Source organism: Sphingomonas aerolata, from assembly GCF_023935825.1.
GTDB classification, from domain to species: domain Bacteria; phylum Pseudomonadota; class Alphaproteobacteria; order Sphingomonadales; family Sphingomonadaceae; genus Sphingomonas; species Sphingomonas aerolata.
On the sequence record NZ_CP098762.1, the window covers coordinates 2,448,300 to 2,466,407 of the forward strand.

General features: G+C 67.2%; 16 protein-coding genes. 12 read left to right on the plus strand and 4 right to left on the minus strand.

What is annotated here, in order from left to right; all coding sequences use genetic code 11:
- The first annotated feature begins 4 nt into the window (after nt 1-4).
- From NEF64_RS11145 to NEF64_RS11155, 3 genes are read left to right on the plus strand one after another with little or no spacing between them, the layout of a single operon-like run.
- Nucleotides 5-280: a hypothetical protein gene (locus NEF64_RS11145; protein WP_156360408.1), complete on the plus strand. Its 276-nt coding sequence runs from the start codon at nt 5-7 to the stop codon at nt 278-280.
- Nucleotides 273-1,616 carry a putative O-glycosylation ligase, exosortase A system-associated gene (locus NEF64_RS11150; RefSeq protein ID WP_056408716.1) on the plus strand — a complete coding sequence of 448 codons (1,344 nt, stop codon included), beginning with the start codon at nt 273-275 and terminating at the stop codon, nt 1,614-1,616. The genes NEF64_RS11145 and NEF64_RS11150 overlap by 8 nt, the downstream gene beginning before the upstream one ends.
- On the plus strand, nt 1,613-2,728 hold the full coding sequence (locus tag NEF64_RS11155) for an acyltransferase family protein (protein ID WP_056407870.1): 1,116 nt from the start codon (nt 1,613-1,615) through the stop codon (nt 2,726-2,728). Before NEF64_RS11150 ends, NEF64_RS11155 begins: the two co-directional genes overlap by 4 nt.
- Nucleotides 2,729-2,738: 10 nt before the next feature.
- Here the strand turns inward: NEF64_RS11155 and NEF64_RS11160 are convergent, their stop codons facing one another.
- A complete protein-coding gene (locus NEF64_RS11160) occupies nt 2,739-3,302 on the minus strand; it encodes a type 1 glutamine amidotransferase domain-containing protein (protein ID WP_031394328.1) in 564 nt (187 codons plus the stop codon).
- Between the two features lie 86 nt (nt 3,303-3,388).
- Between NEF64_RS11160 and NEF64_RS11165 the strand changes: the two genes are divergently transcribed.
- Both NEF64_RS11165 and NEF64_RS11170 read left to right on the plus strand, forming a co-directional pair.
- Complete coding sequence (locus NEF64_RS11165) at nt 3,389-4,420, plus strand: DNA topoisomerase IB (RefSeq protein WP_051916402.1); 1,032 nt, start codon at nt 3,389-3,391, stop codon at nt 4,418-4,420.
- Nucleotides 4,421-4,431: 11 nt separating this feature from the next.
- The gene (locus NEF64_RS11170; RefSeq protein ID WP_031394326.1) at nt 4,432-5,607 is read left to right on the plus strand and encodes a mechanosensitive ion channel family protein; all 1,176 of its coding nucleotides are present in this window, start codon (nt 4,432-4,434) and stop codon (nt 5,605-5,607) included.
- A gap of 320 nt (nt 5,608-5,927) precedes the next feature.
- On the opposite strand, the gene putA is transcribed toward NEF64_RS11170, so the two are convergent.
- Nucleotides 5,928-8,978: a bifunctional proline dehydrogenase/L-glutamate gamma-semialdehyde dehydrogenase PutA gene (gene putA / locus NEF64_RS11175; RefSeq protein ID WP_252574936.1), complete on the minus strand. Its 3,051-nt coding sequence runs from the start codon at nt 8,976-8,978 to the stop codon at nt 5,928-5,930.
- 133 nt (nt 8,979-9,111) lie between these two features.
- Here putA and NEF64_RS11180 point away from each other — a divergent pair, with 133 nt between their 5' ends.
- From NEF64_RS11180 to NEF64_RS11190, 3 genes are all read left to right on the plus strand, one after another.
- Nucleotides 9,112-9,570: a MaoC family dehydratase gene (locus NEF64_RS11180; RefSeq protein ID WP_031394541.1), complete on the plus strand. Its 459-nt coding sequence runs from the start codon at nt 9,112-9,114 to the stop codon at nt 9,568-9,570.
- Nucleotides 9,571-9,622: 52 nt separating this feature from the next.
- The gene (locus NEF64_RS11185; RefSeq protein WP_031394542.1) at nt 9,623-10,801 is read left to right on the plus strand and encodes an acetyl-CoA C-acyltransferase; all 1,179 of its coding nucleotides are present in this window, start codon (nt 9,623-9,625) and stop codon (nt 10,799-10,801) included.
- A 78-nt stretch (nt 10,802-10,879) separates the two neighbouring features.
- The gene (locus NEF64_RS11190; RefSeq protein WP_056407863.1) at nt 10,880-11,362 is read left to right on the plus strand and encodes a pyridoxamine 5'-phosphate oxidase family protein; all 483 of its coding nucleotides are present in this window, start codon (nt 10,880-10,882) and stop codon (nt 11,360-11,362) included.
- A gap of 69 nt (nt 11,363-11,431) precedes the next feature.
- Here the strand turns inward: NEF64_RS11190 and NEF64_RS11195 are convergent, their stop codons facing one another.
- Nucleotides 11,432-12,664 carry a polyhydroxyalkanoate depolymerase gene (locus NEF64_RS11195; protein WP_031394544.1) on the minus strand — a complete coding sequence of 411 codons (1,233 nt, stop codon included), beginning with the start codon at nt 12,662-12,664 and terminating at the stop codon, nt 11,432-11,434.
- A gap of 185 nt (nt 12,665-12,849) precedes the next feature.
- Between NEF64_RS11195 and NEF64_RS11200 the strand changes: the two genes are divergently transcribed.
- A complete protein-coding gene (locus tag NEF64_RS11200) occupies nt 12,850-14,625 on the plus strand; it encodes an ABC transporter transmembrane domain-containing protein (protein ID WP_082446977.1) in 1,776 nt (591 codons plus the stop codon).
- On the opposite strand, the gene NEF64_RS11205 is transcribed toward NEF64_RS11200, so the two are convergent.
- Nucleotides 14,622-14,972 (minus strand): TfoX/Sxy family protein, encoded by a 351-nt coding sequence (locus NEF64_RS11205; protein ID WP_056407860.1) that lies wholly within the window; start codon nt 14,970-14,972, stop codon nt 14,622-14,624. The two genes, NEF64_RS11200 and NEF64_RS11205, sit on opposite strands and share 4 nt — an antisense overlap.
- A gap of 101 nt (nt 14,973-15,073) precedes the next feature.
- Here NEF64_RS11205 and NEF64_RS11210 point away from each other — a divergent pair, with 101 nt between their 5' ends.
- The 3 genes from NEF64_RS11210 (at nt 15,074) to trhO (ending at nt 18,045) form a co-directional block, all read left to right on the plus strand.
- Complete coding sequence (locus tag NEF64_RS11210; protein WP_252573742.1) at nt 15,074-16,231, plus strand: saccharopine dehydrogenase family protein; 1,158 nt, start codon at nt 15,074-15,076, stop codon at nt 16,229-16,231.
- A 78-nt stretch (nt 16,232-16,309) separates the two neighbouring features.
- Nucleotides 16,310-16,981: a PAS domain-containing protein gene (locus NEF64_RS11215; protein WP_056407855.1), complete on the plus strand. Its 672-nt coding sequence runs from the start codon at nt 16,310-16,312 to the stop codon at nt 16,979-16,981.
- Between the two features lie 71 nt (nt 16,982-17,052).
- Nucleotides 17,053-18,045 carry an oxygen-dependent tRNA uridine(34) hydroxylase TrhO gene (gene trhO, locus NEF64_RS11220; protein ID WP_252574938.1) on the plus strand — a complete coding sequence of 331 codons (993 nt, stop codon included), beginning with the start codon at nt 17,053-17,055 and terminating at the stop codon, nt 18,043-18,045.
- The last annotated feature ends 63 nt before the right edge of the window (nt 18,046-18,108 follow it).

An 18,108-nucleotide genomic window follows, 5' to 3' on the forward strand; every position in this document is an offset into this window, starting at 1 on the left:
TGCCATGACAGCGCTTAACGGCGCGTCAACCGCCATGGCCTATGCCGCGGCGACGGACACAGGCGGCAACGGGACCGCGCAGACACGGAAAGGCCGGCCGATGATCGACAATTTCGCGCTGGGCCTGACGCACGGCCTTATGATGATCGCTGCGATCCTGCTGCTCCGCCGCCCCGATCTCGATTCCGAGCCGGAAGCCGGCAACGATCGCGAGGGTGGCGGCCCGCCCGCCGGTGACCGCCCGGCGGCACGCGGTACCGGACGCCGCCCGCGTGCGTGATCTCGCCTTCATCGCCTTTCTGGCTGCGATCTTCGCGCTCGGGTTCCGGCGTCCGTTCCTGCTCGTCCTCGCCTATGTCTATATCGACATCGTCTCGCCGCAGCGGCTGACCTATCTGCTGCTCAACACCGTCCCCATCTCGCTGATCGCGGTCGCGCTGGCGGTCGGCGGCTGGCTGATCGCGGACGACAAGCGCGACACGCGGGTCGCGCCGCGCCAGCTGCTGATCGTCGTGCTGCTGCTCTATTGCTGGGCGACCACGCTCGCCGCCGACTTCCCGATCGAGGCGAAGGACAAATGGGACTGGGTCTGGAAGGCGCTCGCCTTCGCCGCCTTCCTGCCACTGACGCTGCGCACCCGGCTCCGGATCGAGGCGCTGCTGCTGTTCATGATCCTTTCCGCCGCCTCGATCATCATCGTCGGCGGTATCAAGACGATCGCCAGCGGCGGCGGCGGTTACGGCCAGCTGAACCTGATGGTCGACAATAATTCGGGGCTTTATGAAGGCAGCACGATCAGCGCGGTCGCAGTCGCGATCATCCCGATCATTATCTGGTTCATGCGCTACGGGACGATCTTCAAACCCGACTGGCGCGTCCGCGGCTTCTGCGTCGCGCTCGTCTTCGCCTGCCTGCTGATCCCGGTTGGCACCTCGACGCGCACCGGCCTGCTCTGCATCGCGCTGCTCGCGGTCCTGTCGCTCCGCGTCGTCAAGCGCAAGGCGCTGTATCTGGCGGGGCTGGCCGCGCTCGGGCTGATCGCCATCCCCTTCCTGCCCTCGACCTTCACCGACCGCATGAACACGATCAAGACCTACCAGGCCGACGAATCCGCCTCGACCCGGATCGCAGTGTGGCAGTGGACGATCGACTATGCCAAATCGCACCCGTTCGGCGGCGGGTTCGAGGCGTATCGCGGCAACCGCATCCGCTACGACCTTGCCGGGACCGGTGCTGCGACGCCGGGCCGTGTCGAGGAAGACAAGGCGCGCGCCTATCACAGCGCCTATTTCGAGATGCTCGGCGAACAGGGCTATTTCGGTCTCGCGCTATGGCTGGTCCTCAACCTCGGCGGCCTCGTCCGGATGGAGATATTGCGCCGCCGCTACCGCGATCCGGAAGGGCAGTTCGCCTGGGCCGGCCCGCTCGCCGCCGCATTGCAGACCGGCCATCTCGTCTATCTGCTCGGCGCGGCGTTCATCGCCATCGCGTTCCAGCCGTTCATCTACATGCTGATCGGCGCGCAGATCGGGCTCGACACCTATCTCGGGCGCAAGCGCCGTGACGCGAGCTTCCGCCCGATGCGACGCCCCGCCCCCGGCCCCCTGCCCGCATGAGCGAACTGAGGGCGCTGACCGGCGCGCGCGGCGTCGCCGCCTGGTTCGTCGTGCTGTTCCATCTCCGCGCCGCGCTCGGCGTGTCCGACGGCGTGCAGCGCGTTCTCGCCAAGGGCTATCTCGCGGTCGACTTCTTCTTCCTGCTCTCAGGCTTCGTGATCTGGCTGAGCTATGCCGACCGGATCGCCGTGCAGCGCTGGCGCGCCATCCCCGGCTTCCTGCGCCGCCGGGTCGCGCGGATCTGGCCGCTCCACCTCGTCATGCTCGGTTTCGCGCTGCTCATCGTCGCCGCGCTCGCGCTGACCGGACGCCCCCCCGACCCGCGCTTCCCGCTCGACCGCTTGCCGGTGCATATCCTCCTGCTCCAGAACTGGCCGATGACGCGCGACTGGTTCGGCATCACTGCGCTCGACTGGAACGATCCCGCCTGGTCGATCTCGAGCGAGATGTTTGCCTATCTCGCCTTCCCGCTGCTCCCGCTCGTCATCGACTGGCGCCGCGTTCCGACACCCGGCCTGATCGCGGCGATCGCCGTCGCGCTGGGCCTGCTCGCCTACGTGATGCGATCGAACGGCATGGCGACGCTCGGTCAGGCGATCCCCTGGTTCGGCATCCTGCGCTGCGTCAGCGAATTCGGCGCAGGCACAGCAGTCGCGGCTTTGTGGCTACGCCACCGCGACCAGCCCCGGCGCGCACTCGTCGCAGCCTTGTGCGTCGGCGGCCTGGGCTTTGCGAGCTTCGCAACCGGCCTCGTCAACGAGATCGTCGCGATACCCGCCGCACTCGCGGCACTGCTGCTCGCCATCGCACTGACCTCAAACCGCCCCGGCAACCCGCTCGCCTCCTGGCCACTCCACCAGCTCGGCGAAATCAGCTTTTCGACCTATCTCAGCCATTCATTGCTCTGGACCGCGTTCAAGATGGCGTTCGTCGCCAGCGCGGTCGCGGTCCCGCCGCTCCTGATCGGCGCGCTTCTCATCGCGATCCTGCTAGCCTCCCTCGTCCTGTACCACGGCGTCGAGCGGCCCGCGCAGGCCTGGATCAACCGCTTGGACAAACACCAAAAAGGGGCCAGCAAACACGCTGACCCCCGGGTATCTCGTCGCCTCTGACCGCCGGCCGTCAGTCGACCGGCTCGTCCGCCAGTTCTTCCTCGAGCGCGGCGATGATCGCCTTGTTGAACGCGGGGATGTCGTCAGGCTTGCGGCTGGTGATCAGATTGTCGTCGACCACGACCTCCTCGTCGACCACGTCCGCACCGGCATTCTCCAGATCGGTGCGGATCGACGGAAAGCTCGTCAGCCGACGCCCGTCGATCACATCCGCCTCGGCGAGCAGCCAGGGCGCATGGCAGATCGCGGCGACGATCTTGCCGTCCTCCATGAACTCGGTGATGATCTCGATCGCGCGCTCCTGGACGCGCATTGCGTCCGGGTTGGCGACGCCGCCGGGCAGCACCAGCGCGTCGTAATCGTCGGTATCGACCTCGTCGAGCGTCAGCTCGGGGGTAATCGTCTCAGCCTTGTTGATGTCGCCCTTCATGCCCTGGATCGGGTCGGTCTTGATCGACGCGAGCGTCACCTTCGCGCCCACCGCCTCGAGCGCCTTCTTGGGTTCGAACAGCTCGACGGTCTCGAAACCGTCGGTGGCGAGGATCAGAATGCGTGCCTGGGAAAGATCGGCCATGTCATGTCTCCAGTGAAATCCCGTGCCCCCTCAACCCCGCGCCGCGCGGGTCGTTCCGGAACGATGCGCCCGCCCGAACATTTCGAATGGCGACCGGAAGGAACGACGCGTTGCCCAGCAGACTCGTATATTCAGATGACAGCAAACCCGGCATTTCCCGCCGCAAGATGCGCGCCGGCTGGGGCTATTGGGACGCATCGGGCACCCGCATCACCGACCGCGACGAGATCGACCGGCTGAACGCGGTCGGCCTGCCCCCCGCCTACAGCAACGCCTGGTTCTGCCCCAAGCCCAATGGTCATATCCAGGCGGTCGGCTGGGACGAGAAGGGTCGCAAGCAATATCGCTATCACGCCGGCTTCCGCGAGGCGCAGGATGCCGCGAAATACGAACGCTGCGCCAATTTCGGTCTCGCCCTCCCGAAGCTGCGCAAGGCGGTCGAGGCCGATCTGCGCAAACGCTCGCTCAGCCGCGACCGCGCCGTCGCCGCGGTTCTCCGCCTGCTCGACGGCGGGCATATCCGTATCGGGAACGAGGCCTATGCCGCCGCGAACGAGAGTTTCGGCGCGACCACGCTCCGCAAGCGCCACGGCGCGGTGAAGGGCGCCACGCTCCGGCTCGAATATAAGGGCAAGTCGGGCAAGATGCGCACGCTCAGGATCACCGATCGCTCGCTCAGCAGCTTCGTGAAGAAATGCCAGGACCTCGACGAACAGCATCTCTTCGCCTGGCTCGACGATGACGGCGTCGCGCATCCCGTCACGTCGAGCGACGTCAACGCCTATATCCAGGCGGTCACCGGCACCGATTTCACCGCCAAGCACTTCCGCACCTGGGCAGCCAGCGTCGCCGCGTTCGAGGCGCTTGCCTCGGCCGAGCGCGATCTCAGCCTGAAGGCGATGCTCGAGCCGGTCGTCGCGCGGCTCGGCAACACCCATGCCATCGCGCGGAAAAGCTATGTCCACCCCGCCCTGATCGACCTCGTCAAACAGGGCCAGTCGACCTTCCGCAAGGCGCTCCGCCTCCCGCGCGCCAAGCGCTATCTCAGCCGGGAGGAATGCGGCCTAATCGCCTTCCTCGAAGCCGGCACGCCCGCGACCATCGCCGTCGCGGCCTGACGAGTATCCAGATGTCCAATACCAACAGCGTCGCCAAAGCCCCCATCTTCAACGCGAGCGATGTCGGCAGCCAGGCACAGGGCTTCGTCACCGCCAGCCTCGCCTGGGTCCAGGCCTATTGGCTGCAGATCCTGATCGCGTTCGGCGCCGGCGCGCTGATCGTCCTCGCGCTCCACACCGCACGCCGCTTCGGCAGCCGGCTGTGCGAACGCCCGCGCGCGCTCAACGGCTGGGGGATCGTCGTCGGCAAGGCGGTCTCGCGGACCAGCAACTTCTTCATCGTCATGCTCGCTGCCAAGCTCGTCGACGGTTATTCCGCCGCACCGGGCGAGGTCGCGACCACGGTCAACTTCCTCTTCACCGTCGCCGCGGTGTTCCAGGTCGCGGTCTGGGTGCGCGAGATCATCCTCGGCGCGATCGAGCACCGCACCCAGTCCGAACATTATTCGGGTGAGGCGCTGCTGTCGGCGATGGGGCTGATCCGCCTGCTCGTCACCTTCGTCGTGTTCGCGGTTGCGATGGTCGTCGTGCTCGACAATCTCGGCGTCAACGTGACCGGGCTCGTCGCGGGCCTCGGCGTCGGCGGCATCGCGATCGGTCTGGCCGCGCAGGGCATCTTCGCCGACCTGTTCGCCGCGCTCGCGATCATCTTCGACCGCCCGTTCCGCCGCGGCGACTCGATCAGCTACGACACCGCCTCGGGCAGCGTCGAGGCGATCGGCCTGAAATCGACGCGCATCCGCGGTATCGACGGCGAGGAGCGCGTGATCTCGAACAAGAACCTCCTCAACAAGGAGATCCTCAACAACACGCAGCGCAACCATCGCCGTGCGAAGTTCATCATCGGCGTTACCTATTTCACCCCCGCCGAAATCTGCGCGCGCATCCCCGACATGCTGAAGGACGTGGTCGAGGCGCAGGGCAAGATCTTCGTGCGTGCAGGCTTCACCGGCTTCGGCGCATCGAGCCTCGATTTCGAGGTCCAGTTCGACAGCGACGGCCCCGACTATGCCAGCTTCTACAACGGCCGCACCGCCGTCGGCATCGCCATCCTCCAGCGGTTCAACGACGAGAAGATCGAGATCGCCTTCCCCACCCAGGTCAACCTCACCGCCGCCCCGGACGGGTCGATGGTGATGCCATTCCCGGAGGTGCAACAGTTGCGCGCGAATACACCATCCACCTGACGCCGCCCCGGAAGTGACGGAACTCGCCACACCAACCCATTACACCTCCCCGGCGAAGGCCGGGGCCCAGTTGGTGAGGCCGCAGTAACGGAACGCACCCGTCGTCAATAACGTCCTCCAACTGGGCCCCGGCCTCCGCCGGGGAGGATTCAGGAAGCGCGGCAGGTCTCATACAAGATAAAGCCCACCCCCCTCCGTCATCCCCGCGAAGGCGGGGATCCATATCCTCAACGGACCACGATACCCCCCACCGCCAGCCACTATGGATCCCCGCCTACGCGGGGATGACGAGGCGAAGGAAAATAGGCGAAAAACCCCCCTCAGATCCCACCCTCATCCAGCGACAGCAACGTCGCATTCCCGCCCGCCGACGTCGTATCCACCGACACCGCGCGCTCCGCACAGAAGCGGTAGAGATAGCGCGGCCCGCCTGCCTTCGGCCCCGTCCCCGACAGCCCCTCGCCGCCGAACGGCTGTGACCCGACCACCGCACCGATCATCGACCGGTTGATGTACAGGTTCCCGACCGCCGCCTCTGCCTCGATCACCTCGGCCGCGCGCGCGATCCGGCTGTGCAGCCCCATCGTCAGGCCGTACCCCTTGGCGTTGACCCGCGCGATCGTCTCGCTCAGCTTGCCCGCCTCCCAAGTCGCGACATGGAGGATCGGCCCGAACCACTCCTCGTTCAGATCCTCGATCGCGCCGATCCGCACCAAAGTCGGCGGCACGAACAGGCCGTCGGCGGGCACGTCGAGCGTCTTGACGGTCTTCGAGACCACCCGCGCGCGATACGCCATCAGCCGGTCATAGGCGGCCTGGTCGATCACCGGACCGACATCGGTCGCCGGATCGCCCGCACGGCCGATCCTCAGCGTGTCCATCGCCCCCGACAGCATCTCGATCACGCCGTCGGCGATATCCTCCTGCACCAGCAACAGCCGCAGCGCCGAGCAACGCTGCCCCGCCGAACGGAAGGACGAAGCGATCACGTCCGCCACGACCTGTTCGGGCAGCGCGGTCGAGTCGACGATCATCGCGTTGATCCCGCCGGTCTCCGCGATCAGCGGCACGATCGGCCGGCTGTCGTCCTCGAGCAGCGCGCGGGCGATCTTGCGCGCGGTCGCGGTCGAGCCGGTGAACGCGACGCCCTGAATGCGGGCGTCCGCGGTCAGCGCCGCGCCGACCTCGGGCCCACCCGTGACCAGGACCAGCACGTCGGCCGGCACGCCGGCTTCGTGCGCAAGCTCGACTGCCCGCGCGGCGATCCGCGGCGTCTGCGGCGCGGGCTTGGCCACCACCGCATTGCCTGTGACGAGCGCCGCCACCGTCTGCCCCAGGAAGATCGCCAGCGGGAAGTTCCACGGCGCGATCGTCGCCCAGACCCCGCGCCCCTCGATATGCAGCATGTTGCGCTCGCCCGTCGGCCCCGGCAGCTCGATCGGCTGCAGCTTGGCGCGCGCCTGCTGCGCATAATAGCGGCAGAAATCGACCGCCTCGCGGACCTCGCCGATCGCGTCGGGGATCGTCTTGAACGCCTCCTGCACACAGATCGCCATCAGCTCGTCGCGATGCTTTTCGAGCAGGTCGGCCAGCCGATCGAGACACGCCGCGCGCTCTTCGACCGGCGACCGCGACCAGCCCGGGAACGCCGCATGCGCGCGGGTGATGGCGGCCGTAACCTGATCCCCACCCAACCCTTCTGCTCCCCCCCGGCGAAGGCCGGGGTCCAGTTGGGAAAGCTGCCGTGACGACGCGCCGTCCTCCGTCACACCACCGCCCCCAACTGGGCCCCGGCCTTCGCCGGGGTGGTGCCCTGACGAAGCGATCGGCGCATTCACCACCTTCACGGTCGCCGCCAGCGTATCCACGTCACTCAGGTCGAGCCCCGCCGAATTCCGGTGCCCGCCCGCCCCGAACAGGTCGACCGGCAACGGAATGCTCGGATGCCGCTTGCCCCCGACCGCCGCGATCTTCGCCACCGGATCCGCGAGGATCTCCCCCTCGGTCAGTCGCTCGTCCGCCAGCTGATGCACGAAGCTCGAATTCGCCCCATTCTCCAACAGACGCCGGACGAGATACGCCAGCAGGTCGCGGTGCCCGCCGACCGGCGCATAGACGCGGCAGTGATAGCCATTCTCCTGCACCAGCCGCTCGTACAGCCCGTCGCCCATGCCGTGCAGCCGCTGGAACTCGAAATCGCGGCTGTTGCCCGCCCATTCCATGATCGTCGCGACCGTCAGCGCATTGTGGCTCGCAAAGGCCGGCCGGATATTCTCCGCCGCCAGCATGTCCTTGGCGACCGCCAGATACGAGACGTCGGTCGCCGCCTTGCGCGTGAACAGCGGATAGTCCGCCAGCCCCTCGACCTGCGTCCGCTTGATCTCGCTGTCCCAATAGGCGCCCTTGACCAGCCGCACGTTCATCACCCGGTCGAGCCCGTTCGCCCATGCGATCACCGGCCGCGCGCGCTTACCATACGCCTGCACCGCCATGCCGAACCCGTCCCAGCCCTTCAGCGACGGCAGCCCGGCGACCGTGCCGATGATGTCGAGACTCATCTCGAGCCGCTCGGATTCCTCCGCATCGACGGTCAGCGCGATGCCCTTCGACGCCGCCTGCACCGCCAGCGCCTCGAGCATCTCGGTCAGCGCGGGCACGCACTCGCTCCACCGCGCAACCTCGTAGCGCGGGTGGAGCGCCGACAGCTTGACCGAGATCGAATGCCCCGCCGCCGGATCGCGCCCGACCGCATCGACCGCACCGACATAGGCCTGGAAATAGCGCTGCGCATCGGCATGCGTCCGCGCCGCTTCGCCCAGCATGTCGAAGCTCGCGGTGAAGCCCTTGTTCTCGGGCCGCCGCATCCGCTTCATCGCCTCGTCGATGGTCCGGCCCATCACGAAGATCTCGCCCATCATCTTCATCGCGGCACCGACCGCCTGGCGCACGAACGGCTCGCCCGCCCGGCTGATCAGCCGGCGCAGCGGCCCGGTCGCGCCCTCGCCGACCAGCACGCGGCCGACCACCAGCCCCCAGGTCGCCGAATTGACGAGCTTCGAATTCGACTTGCCCGCATGCGCACGCCAGTCGGCATCGCCCAGCTTGTCCGCGATCAGCAGGTCTGCGGTCTCGGGATCGGGCACGCGCAAAAACGCCTCAGCCAGCGAGAGCAACGCGATCCCTTCCGACGAATTCAGCCGATATTCCTGGAGGAACTGGTTCACCCAGCCCTTGCTCTGCGCCGCGCGCAGATCGGCGAGCAGGCCGAGCGCATGCCCCATCACCCGCTCGCGCGAATCCGAATCGAGCGCGGCACGCTCCAGCAACGGTTTTAGAACATCGGGTTCGCTTGCGCGGTACAGCTTTGCCATGGTGTTACGGGCATTGGACGTTACGGCAGTCGACATTTTCCAGCTTCCGGTTGGGTGAGGCTTGCGGTCGGCCAGCCTGTACGCCTAGAGACGTCGCTGCGCTTAGCGCCAAACAGGCTAGGAGGGGAATGCCGTGGCGACGATCACCACTGCCGAGATGCAGAACCGCGTCGGCACCGAGACGCTGTCCGACTGGGTCGAGGTCACGCAAGGCATGATCGACAAGTTCGCCGACGCCACCGGCGACCATCAGTTCATCCATGTCGATCCCGCCCGCGCGGCGCAGACCCCGTTCGGCGGGACGATCGCGCACGGCTTCCTCACGCTCTCGCTGATGCCGCTCCTGTCGTCAAAGATCCCCGACGCGCCGACCATCGAGGGCGCGAAGATGGGCGTCAATTACGGCGGCAATTCGGTCCGCTTCCTCACGCCCGTCCGGTCGGGATCGAAGCTCCGCGGCCGCTTCAAGCTGCTGTCGTTCGACGAGAAGCGCCCCGGCCAGTGGCAGCAGACCAACAGCTTCGCGGTCGAGATCGAGGGCCAGGACAAGCCCGCCCTGATCGCCGAATGGATCAGCCAGGTTTTCGTTTGATACCGCTCCCCTCGCGCTTGCGGGAGGGGACTTCAGAAAAAAGGATAGCATCATGCGTTCAGCCGTCATCGTCTCCACCGCCCGCACCCCGATCGGCCGCGCCTATCGCGGTGCGTTCAACAACACCCCCGCGCCGACGCTCGCCTCGCATTCGATCAAGGCCGCGGTCGAACGCGCCGGGATCGACGGGGGCGAAGTCGACGACGTCGTCTTCGGCTGCGCGCTGCAGCAGGGGCATCAGGCGGGCAACATCGCGCGCACCTCGCTGCTCCGCGCCGGGCTGCCGACGACGGTCAGCGGCATGTCGCTCGACCGTCAGTGCGCCAGCGGGCTGATGGCGATCGCCACCGCCGCCAAGCAGATCATCACCGACCAGATGGACATCACCATCGGTGGCGGGGTCGAGAGCATCAGTCTCGTCCAGACGCCGCAGATGCGCGTCGCACCCGATCCCGAACTGCTCGCGATGCACCGCGACGTCTATATGCCGATGCTCCAGACCGCCGAGGTCGTCGCCAAGCGCTACGGCATCACGCGCGACGCGATGGACGCCTATGCACTCCAGTCGCAGCAGCGCACCGCCGCCGCGCAGGCCGCGGGCTATTACGACGCCGAGATCGTCCCCGTCACCGCGAACATGGCGATCGTCAACAAGGAGACCAAGGACGTCACCTACAAGGAGGTGACGATCGCCCGCGACGAGGGCAACCGCGCCGACACGACGCTCGAGGGTCTCCAGTCGTTGAAACCCGTGATGGGCCCCGACATGACGATCACCGCGGGCAACGCCAGCCAGCTGTCCGACGGGTCGTCCGCCTCGGTCCTGATGGAGGAAAAGATCGCGTCGCAGCGCGGGCTCCAGCCGCTCGGCCGCTATATCGGCATGGCGGTCGGCGGCACCGAACCCGACGAGATGGGGATCGGCCCGGTCGTCGCGATTCCCAAGCTGCTCAAGCGCTTCGGTCTCAAGATGGACGATATCGGCCTGTGGGAGCTGAACGAGGCGTTCGCGGTCCAGGTCCTCTATTGCCGCGACACGCTCGGCATTCCCGACGAGCTGCTCAACGTCAGCGGCGGCGCGATCTCGATCGGCCATCCCTACGGCATGACCGGCGCGCGCGCGACCGGCCATGCGCTGATCGAGGGCAAGCGTCGCGGCGCAAAGCATGTCGTCGTGACGATGTGCGTCGGCGGCGGCATGGGCGCGGCGGGCCTGTTCGAAGTCCTGTGATGCTCGCGGGGCGGCGGTGGCAACCATCCTCCGCCCCGCCCGTTCTCTGTGGCAATCCAAGCCAATAGGAGAACGACGATGGCCGACAAGGATACCCCGCAGGAAGTCGCGAACACCTTCCTCGACAAGTTGAAGTCCAGCCCGTTCGTGATGATCGGCCTCGACGATGGCCAGCATTCCGAGCCGATGACCGCGCAGCTTGATGACGATCAGCCCAACGTGCTGTTCTTCTTCGCTGGTCGCGACAACCGCATCGCCAAGGGCGGCGCGGCGATGGGGCAGTTCGTCGGCAAGGGGCATGATTTCTTCGCATGCATGGCCGGCACGGTCTCGCAGATGAACGATCGTACGCAGATCGACAAGCTGTGGAACAACCAGGTCGAGGCCTGGTTTCCGGGCGGCAAGGAAGACCCCAACCTCACGCTGCTGCGCTTCGACATCAACAGCGCGGAGCTCTGGGAAACCGACATCTCGCTGACCGGACGCGTCAAGATGCTGTTCGGCGGCACGATCACGTCGAGCGAGTCGAGCAGCCACGCAGTCGTCGACTCGGTCGGCTGACCCAGATACCGATCGTGACCGCCGGTTTCAGGACCGGCGGTCGCGATTGACCTTGTTAGTACCGGATTCTTATCCGTTCGCGGTGATGAACTCCTCGACCACCGGCGCGATCGTGTTGCGCCAGCGCGATCCGTTGAAGATCCCGTAATGGCCGGCCCCCTCGGCGATCAGATAGCGCTTCTTTTCCTCGGGCAGAGCGGTCGCCAGCGACAGCGCCGCCTTGGTCTGCCCCAGCCCCGAAATATCGTCGCGCTCGCCCTCGATCGCCAACAGGCCGATATCGGTGATAGCCGCCGGATCAACCGGCCTTCCGCGGTGCGTCAGCAGGCCGCGAGGCAGCGCGTGGGTCTGGAACACCACGTCGATCGTCTGCAGATAGAATTCGGCGGTCATGTCGCAGACCGAGCGATATTCCTCGTAGAATCCCTTGCTCGCCATCGCGCTCTCGCCGTCGCCCTGGACGAGATGCTTATACATCTCCCAATGCGAGACCATGTGGTTGCCGAGGTTCATCGACATGAAGCCGGCAAGCTGCAGGAAGCCCGGATAGACCTTGCGCCCCGCGCCCGGATAATTCGCCGGCACCGTCGCGATGACATTCTGTTCGAACCACGTATGCGGACGCTCGGTCGCCAGCGTGTTGACCGCGGTCGGCGCCTCGCGCGTGTCGACCGGCCCGCCCATCAGCGTCAGCGTCTTCGGCCGGCACGGGTTGCCGTCCGCGCTCATCAGCGCCGCCGCGGCATAGCAGGGCACCGAAGGCTGGCAGACTGCCAGCATATGCGTGCCGCCCTGCCCCTCGTTCGCACCGATCGCCTCGAGGAACGCGATCACGTAATCGATATAATCGTCGAGATCGAACCGCCCGGCGGACAGCGGCACGCTGCGCGCGTCGCGCCAGTCGGTGATGTACACATCGGCGAACGGCAGCATCCGCTCGACCGTGCCGCGCAGCAGAGTCGCATAATGCCCCGACATGGGCGCGACGATCAGCAGCTTGGGTCCGCCCTCGACGCCCTCCCGCACGAACCGCTTGAGCTGGCCGAAATCCTTGCGCAGCACGATCTCCTCGCGGACCGCGAATTCACGTCCGTCGATGATCGTGTGGTCGAGGCCGAACGCCGGCTTTCCGCGAGTCGCATTGACGTGCGCGAACACCTCCAGCGCCGATCCGACGACCGCGCCGCCGCCCAAATAGGCGAATGGGTTTGCTGGATTGTTCAGCATTCCCGCCCCGAAACTGGCCATTCTGCTGGCGCCTGCCATCATCGACCGCTGAAATTCATAGGCATCGTAGAGCATTCGGTATCCTCTACCCCAAAAGGGGTTAACATTTCCGTAATGCAATTATGCTGCCGCGCAACAGAGCATTGCCGGGACACGGGCGCGCGCGTGTCCCAATCCCGTGCGCGTCCTGCTCGTCCAACGTCCCGGCCGGCATGCGGTTGCCGTTGAGCGTGACCCCCGCCGCTGCTAGGCGATCCGCCATGGCCAAGCCGATACTCGACGAAAAGACGCCCCGCCGGATCGGCGACCTTGCAATGGTGTGGCGACATGCCGCGAACTACCCGCGCCAGATCACCTTTGCGGGACTCGCGCTGGTAACCACCTCGGCCGCGACGATCGGCATACCCTATGGCTTCAAGCGCGTGATCGACCGCGGCTTCGGCCCGGGCGCGAGCGGATCGGTCGGGACCTCGTTCCATTACCTGCTCATGATCGTCGTCGTGCTCGCGGTCGCGACCGCGGTGCGCTTCTATTATGTGTCGTGGCTCGGCGAACGGGTCGTCGCGGACATCCGCACCACGGTCCAGCGTCACCTGCTCACCTTGACGCCGCGATTCTTCGAGGAGAATCGCCCGTCGGAGATCGCCTCGCGGCTGACCTCGGACACTGCGCTGATCGACCAGGTCGTCGGCAGCACCGTCTCGATCGCGCTGCGCAACACCTTCACCGGGGTCGGCGGGCTGATCTACCTGTTCGCGATCTCGCCCAAGCTCGCCGGGCTGCTGATGATCGGCATCCCCCTGATCGTCCTGCCGATCGCGCTGCTCGGCAAGCGCGTCCGCAATTACTCGCGCACTTCGCAGGACCGCGTCGCCGATGTCGGGTCGATCGCCACCGAGACGCTCGGCGCGATGAAGGTCGTGCAGGCGTTCGGGCAGGAAGACCGCGAGGCGACCCGCTTTGGTGACGCGGTGCGCGCGACCTTCGCCGCGGCGCGTGCGCGAATCCTGTTGCGCGCGATCATGACCGCGATCGTCATCGGCCTGCTGTTCGGCTCGATCACGCTGGTGCTGTGGGAAGGCGCGGTCGATGTCGCCGCCGGACGGATCAGCGGCGGCGCGATCGCCGCCTTCGTCCTCACCGGCGGGATCGTCGCGGGCGCGTTCGGGGCGCTGACCGAGGTCTATGGCGATCTGCTGCGCGGCGCGGGTGCTGCCGGACGGCTCTCCGAACTGCTCCGCGAACGCCCCGAGATCGCGCCGCCCGCCACGCCCGTCGCGCTGCCGCAGCCGTCGCGTGGTGCGCTCGCCTTCGAGGGCGTCCAATTCCATTACCCCACCCGCCGCGACGTCGCCGCGCTCAACGGCTTCTCGCTCGACATCAGGCCGGGCGAGACGGTCGCGGTCGTCGGTCCCTCGGGCGCGGGCAAGACCACCTTGTTCCAGCTCGTCCAGCGCTTCTACGATCCCGATGCGGGCCGCGTGACGCTCGACGGCGTCGACCTGCGCGACGCCGATCCCGCCGCGGTCCGCGCGCGGATCGCGATGGTGCCGCAGGAAACGGTGATTTTCGGCGCCTCGGCGCGCGACAATCTCCGCTATGGCGACTGGACCGCGAGCGACGACCAGCTCTGGGCCGCCGCGGAGGCCGCCAACGCCGCCGAATTCCTCCGCAAGCTCCCCGAAGGACTCGACACCTTCCTCGGCGAAGGCGGCGCGCGACTGTCGGGCGGCCAGCGCCAGCGCGTGACGATCGCGCGCGCGCTGCTTCGCGATGCCCCGATCCTGCTGCTCGACGAGGCGACCAGTGCGCTCGACGCGGAGAGCGAACGGCTCGTCCAGGAGGCGCTCGAACGGCTCATGGCGAACCGCACCACGCTCGTCATCGCGCACCGCCTCGCGACGGTCCGCGCCGCCGAACGGATCATCGTGATGAACGACGGTCAGATCGTCGAGGAAGGCTCGCACGGGGCGCTGATGACCAACAGCGGCCTCTATGCGCGACTGGCCAGCCTGCAGTTCAACGACGCGGCCTAGCCCTTCGGCGGTTTCGCCCGCCTGGGCTTGGGCAACGGCAGCTCCGCGGCCGAGATCCGCACGATCTCGGCCATCCAGTCGGCATCGTCCCAGCGGTCCGCGTCGATCACCAGACAGGGTTTCGCCCCCCGATAGGGCGATGCTTCCTCGATCGTCGCCCCGTCGCTGCCCGCGAACGCGCGCCCGCCGGGGGTCGGCTTTAGGAACAGCAGGTCGTCGCAGATCAGCGCGACCATCCGCCCGTCGCAATAGACGCCATATTCGCCGAACATCGGCCGCGCGGCGACCTCGCCCGCCGCGGCGATCTGCTCGACGATGAACGCGACGATGCTCGGATCGGAGGCCATTGCGCGATCCTGACAGATCCGTCCCGCCTTGACGAGACGCGGCGTTTCGCTTGCGGGGCGGCGCCGGTCGGGGCAGACTTGCGGCAAAACGGGAGATGGATATGCGCGACTTCGACATCGTCATCTATGGCGCGACCGGCTTCACCGGCCGGCTGGTCGCCGAATATCTGGTCCAGGCCTATCCGACCGGCCTGACCTGGGCGATGGCCGGGCGGTCGCGCGCCAAGCTGGAGGAAGTTCGTGACCTGATCGGCGCGCCAGCCGACACGCCCCTCATCACCGCCGACTCGGCCGATCCGACAAGCCTGCGCGCGATGGTCGAGCGTGCCACCGTCGTGATCTCGACCGTCGGGCCCTACCAGCTCTACGGCTCCGATCTCGTCGCTGCCTGCGCCGCAACGGGCACCGCCTATGTCGACCTGTGCGGCGAGCCCGCCTGGATGCGGCACATGATCGACGCGCACGAGGGGGAGGCCACGCGCACCGGCGCCCGGATCGTCTTCTCCTGCGGCTTCGACAGCATCCCGTTCGATCTCGGCGTCCTCACGCTCCAGGAGGCGGCCAAGGCACGCTACGGCAGTCCTGCGCCGCGCGTGAAGGGCCGCGTCCGGACGATGAAGGGCACCTTCTCCGGCGGCACGGCGGCCAGCCTCAAGGCGACGCTCGCCGCCGCCGCGCGCGATCCCGGCCTCGTCAAGCTGCTGACCAGCCCGTTCGCACTCACCCCCGGCTTCACCGGGCCGCATCAGCCGACCGGGCTGCTCCCCGAATATGACTCGACGCTCCAGACCTGGGTCGCACCGTTCGTGATGGCGCCGATCAACACCAAGAACGTCCACCGCACGAATTTCCTGCTCGGCGAGGCCTATGGCGCGGACTTCGTCTATGACGAGATGATGGTCGCGGGGCTCGGCGACATGGGCAAGGCCGCGGCCGAGGCGATCGCGAAGTTCAATCCCTTCGCGGGCGACAAGGGCCCGAAGCCCGGCGAAGGCCCCTCCAAGGCCGAACGCGATGAAGGCCATTACGACCTGCTGTTCGCAGGGATCATGCCCGATGGCAGCCGCATCGACACGGTCGTGACGGGCGACCGCGACCCGGGCTATGGATCGACCAGCAAGATGATCGCGGAATCGGCGATCTGCCTCGTCCGGGATGTCGCGGGCGATGGCGGCATCTGGACACCGGGCGCGCTGATGGGCGCCAAACTGCGCGACCGGCTGATCGCGCATGCCGGGCTGACCTTCGTCACCAGCTGAGCGATCGCGGCGTAAACATTTGATATAAGGGTGATCGCGCCCTATCTGAACGGGGGATTACAAAGGACTCCCGCCTCGATGCTCGTCGGCCATTCCCTGTCGGACCCGAACGGTCTGCTACTGACGATGGACCAGACCGTCGAGGACCTGCTGCAACGGCCGCTTAGCGAACTCGTCGGGCGGTCCTATGCCGACGTCACCCACCCGGACGACCGCGAACGCAACATCGATCGGGTCACCATGCTCGCCCCCGGCGCGGGTCCGGTCTGCATCCGCAAGCGCTATCTCCAGCCCGGCGGTGCCGCGGTGTGGGTCGACGTCCATGTCTCGCGGCTCGACCGCGGGCTCGAGGCCGGCCGGCTCGTCGGCACGCTCTACCTTCCGCAAGCCAAGGCGCTCACCGCGGTGCCCGACGTCGTCATGCCCGAACGGCTCTGGCAGGTCGCGCTGAAGGTCGACCGGAGCCTGCACCGACGACGCGAGCAACTCGGCGACGACCTGTTCGGCGACCATGCCTGGCTCGTGCTGGTGCAGATCTATCTCGCCGAGGCCGAGGGTCGGGTGATCGATGCGGCGACGCTCGGCGCGCTGTCGCTGCTCGATCTGCCGCGCACGCACCGCTGGATCGGCGCGCTCGCCGAAAAGGGCCTGGTCGAACGCCCCGACTGCAGCGCGGGCGTGATCCAGCTCACCGCCACGGGCCTCGCCAGGACCGAAACCCTGCTCGCCACCTACTCCGACTTGGCGTAACAGCGGCGGCGCCATCTTCGATCCGGACCGTCCTGCCCATGCCTGCCGACCCCTCACCCGCCGCCGAGCCTATGGCGAGCCATCCCGAGTCTCTGGGACCGGTCCGCGTCGCCGCGCTCTATCGCTTCACGCCCTTTGCCGACATCGCCGCGATCAAGCCGCCGCTCGCCGCACTGTGCTGTGCGCAAGGCGTGAAGGGCACGCTGCTGCTCGCAGCCGAGGGGATCAACGGCACGATCGCGGGGAGCGACGCGGCGATCGACACCGTCCTCGCACATATCCGCGCACTGCCCGGCTGTACCGCGCTCGACGTCAAGGATTCGCGCGCCGAAACGATGCCCTTCCACCGCATGAAGGTCCGGCTGAAGCGCGAGATCGTGACGATGGGCGAACCCGATATCGACCCGCTCGGCGATGTCGGCCGCTATGTCGAGCCCGGCGACTGGAACGCGCTGATCGCCGATCCGGACACGATCGTGATCGACACGCGCAACGATTATGAGGTCGCGGTCGGCAGCTTTGCAGGCGCGATCGACCCGAAGACGCGCAGCTTCCGCGACTTCCCCGCCTGGTTCCGCGAGCACCGCGACCAACTCGTCGGCGACGGCCCGCCGGCGAAGATCGCGATGTTCTGCACCGGCGGGATCCGCTGCGAGAAGTCGACCGCGTTCCTGAAAGCGGAAGGGTTGGACGAGGTCTATCACTTGAAGGGCGGCATCCTCAAATATCTCGAAACCGTGCCCGAGGCGGAGAGCCTGTGGGAAGGCGAATGCTTCGTCTTCGATCAGCGCGTCGCAGTTGGTCACGGCCTCGCGCCCGGCACGCACGGTCTCTGCCACGCCTGCCGCATGCCCGTCAGCCCCGCCGACCGCGCCTCGCCGCTTTATGTCGAGGGGATCAGCTGCCCCGCCTGCCACGACGCCCGCGACGCGACCCAGCGCGCCGGCTATGCCGAACGCGAACGCCAGATGCGCCTCGCCGAAGCCCGCGGCCAGACGCATGTCGGCGCGGTCCTCCCGCAGACGCACGCGGATGACGACGGCCACACCCACCCGTCACCCTAAGGAAAGTCCGGACCAACCCCCTTCCCGTCATCCTGACGAAAGTCAGGATCCAGAGTAACGGGC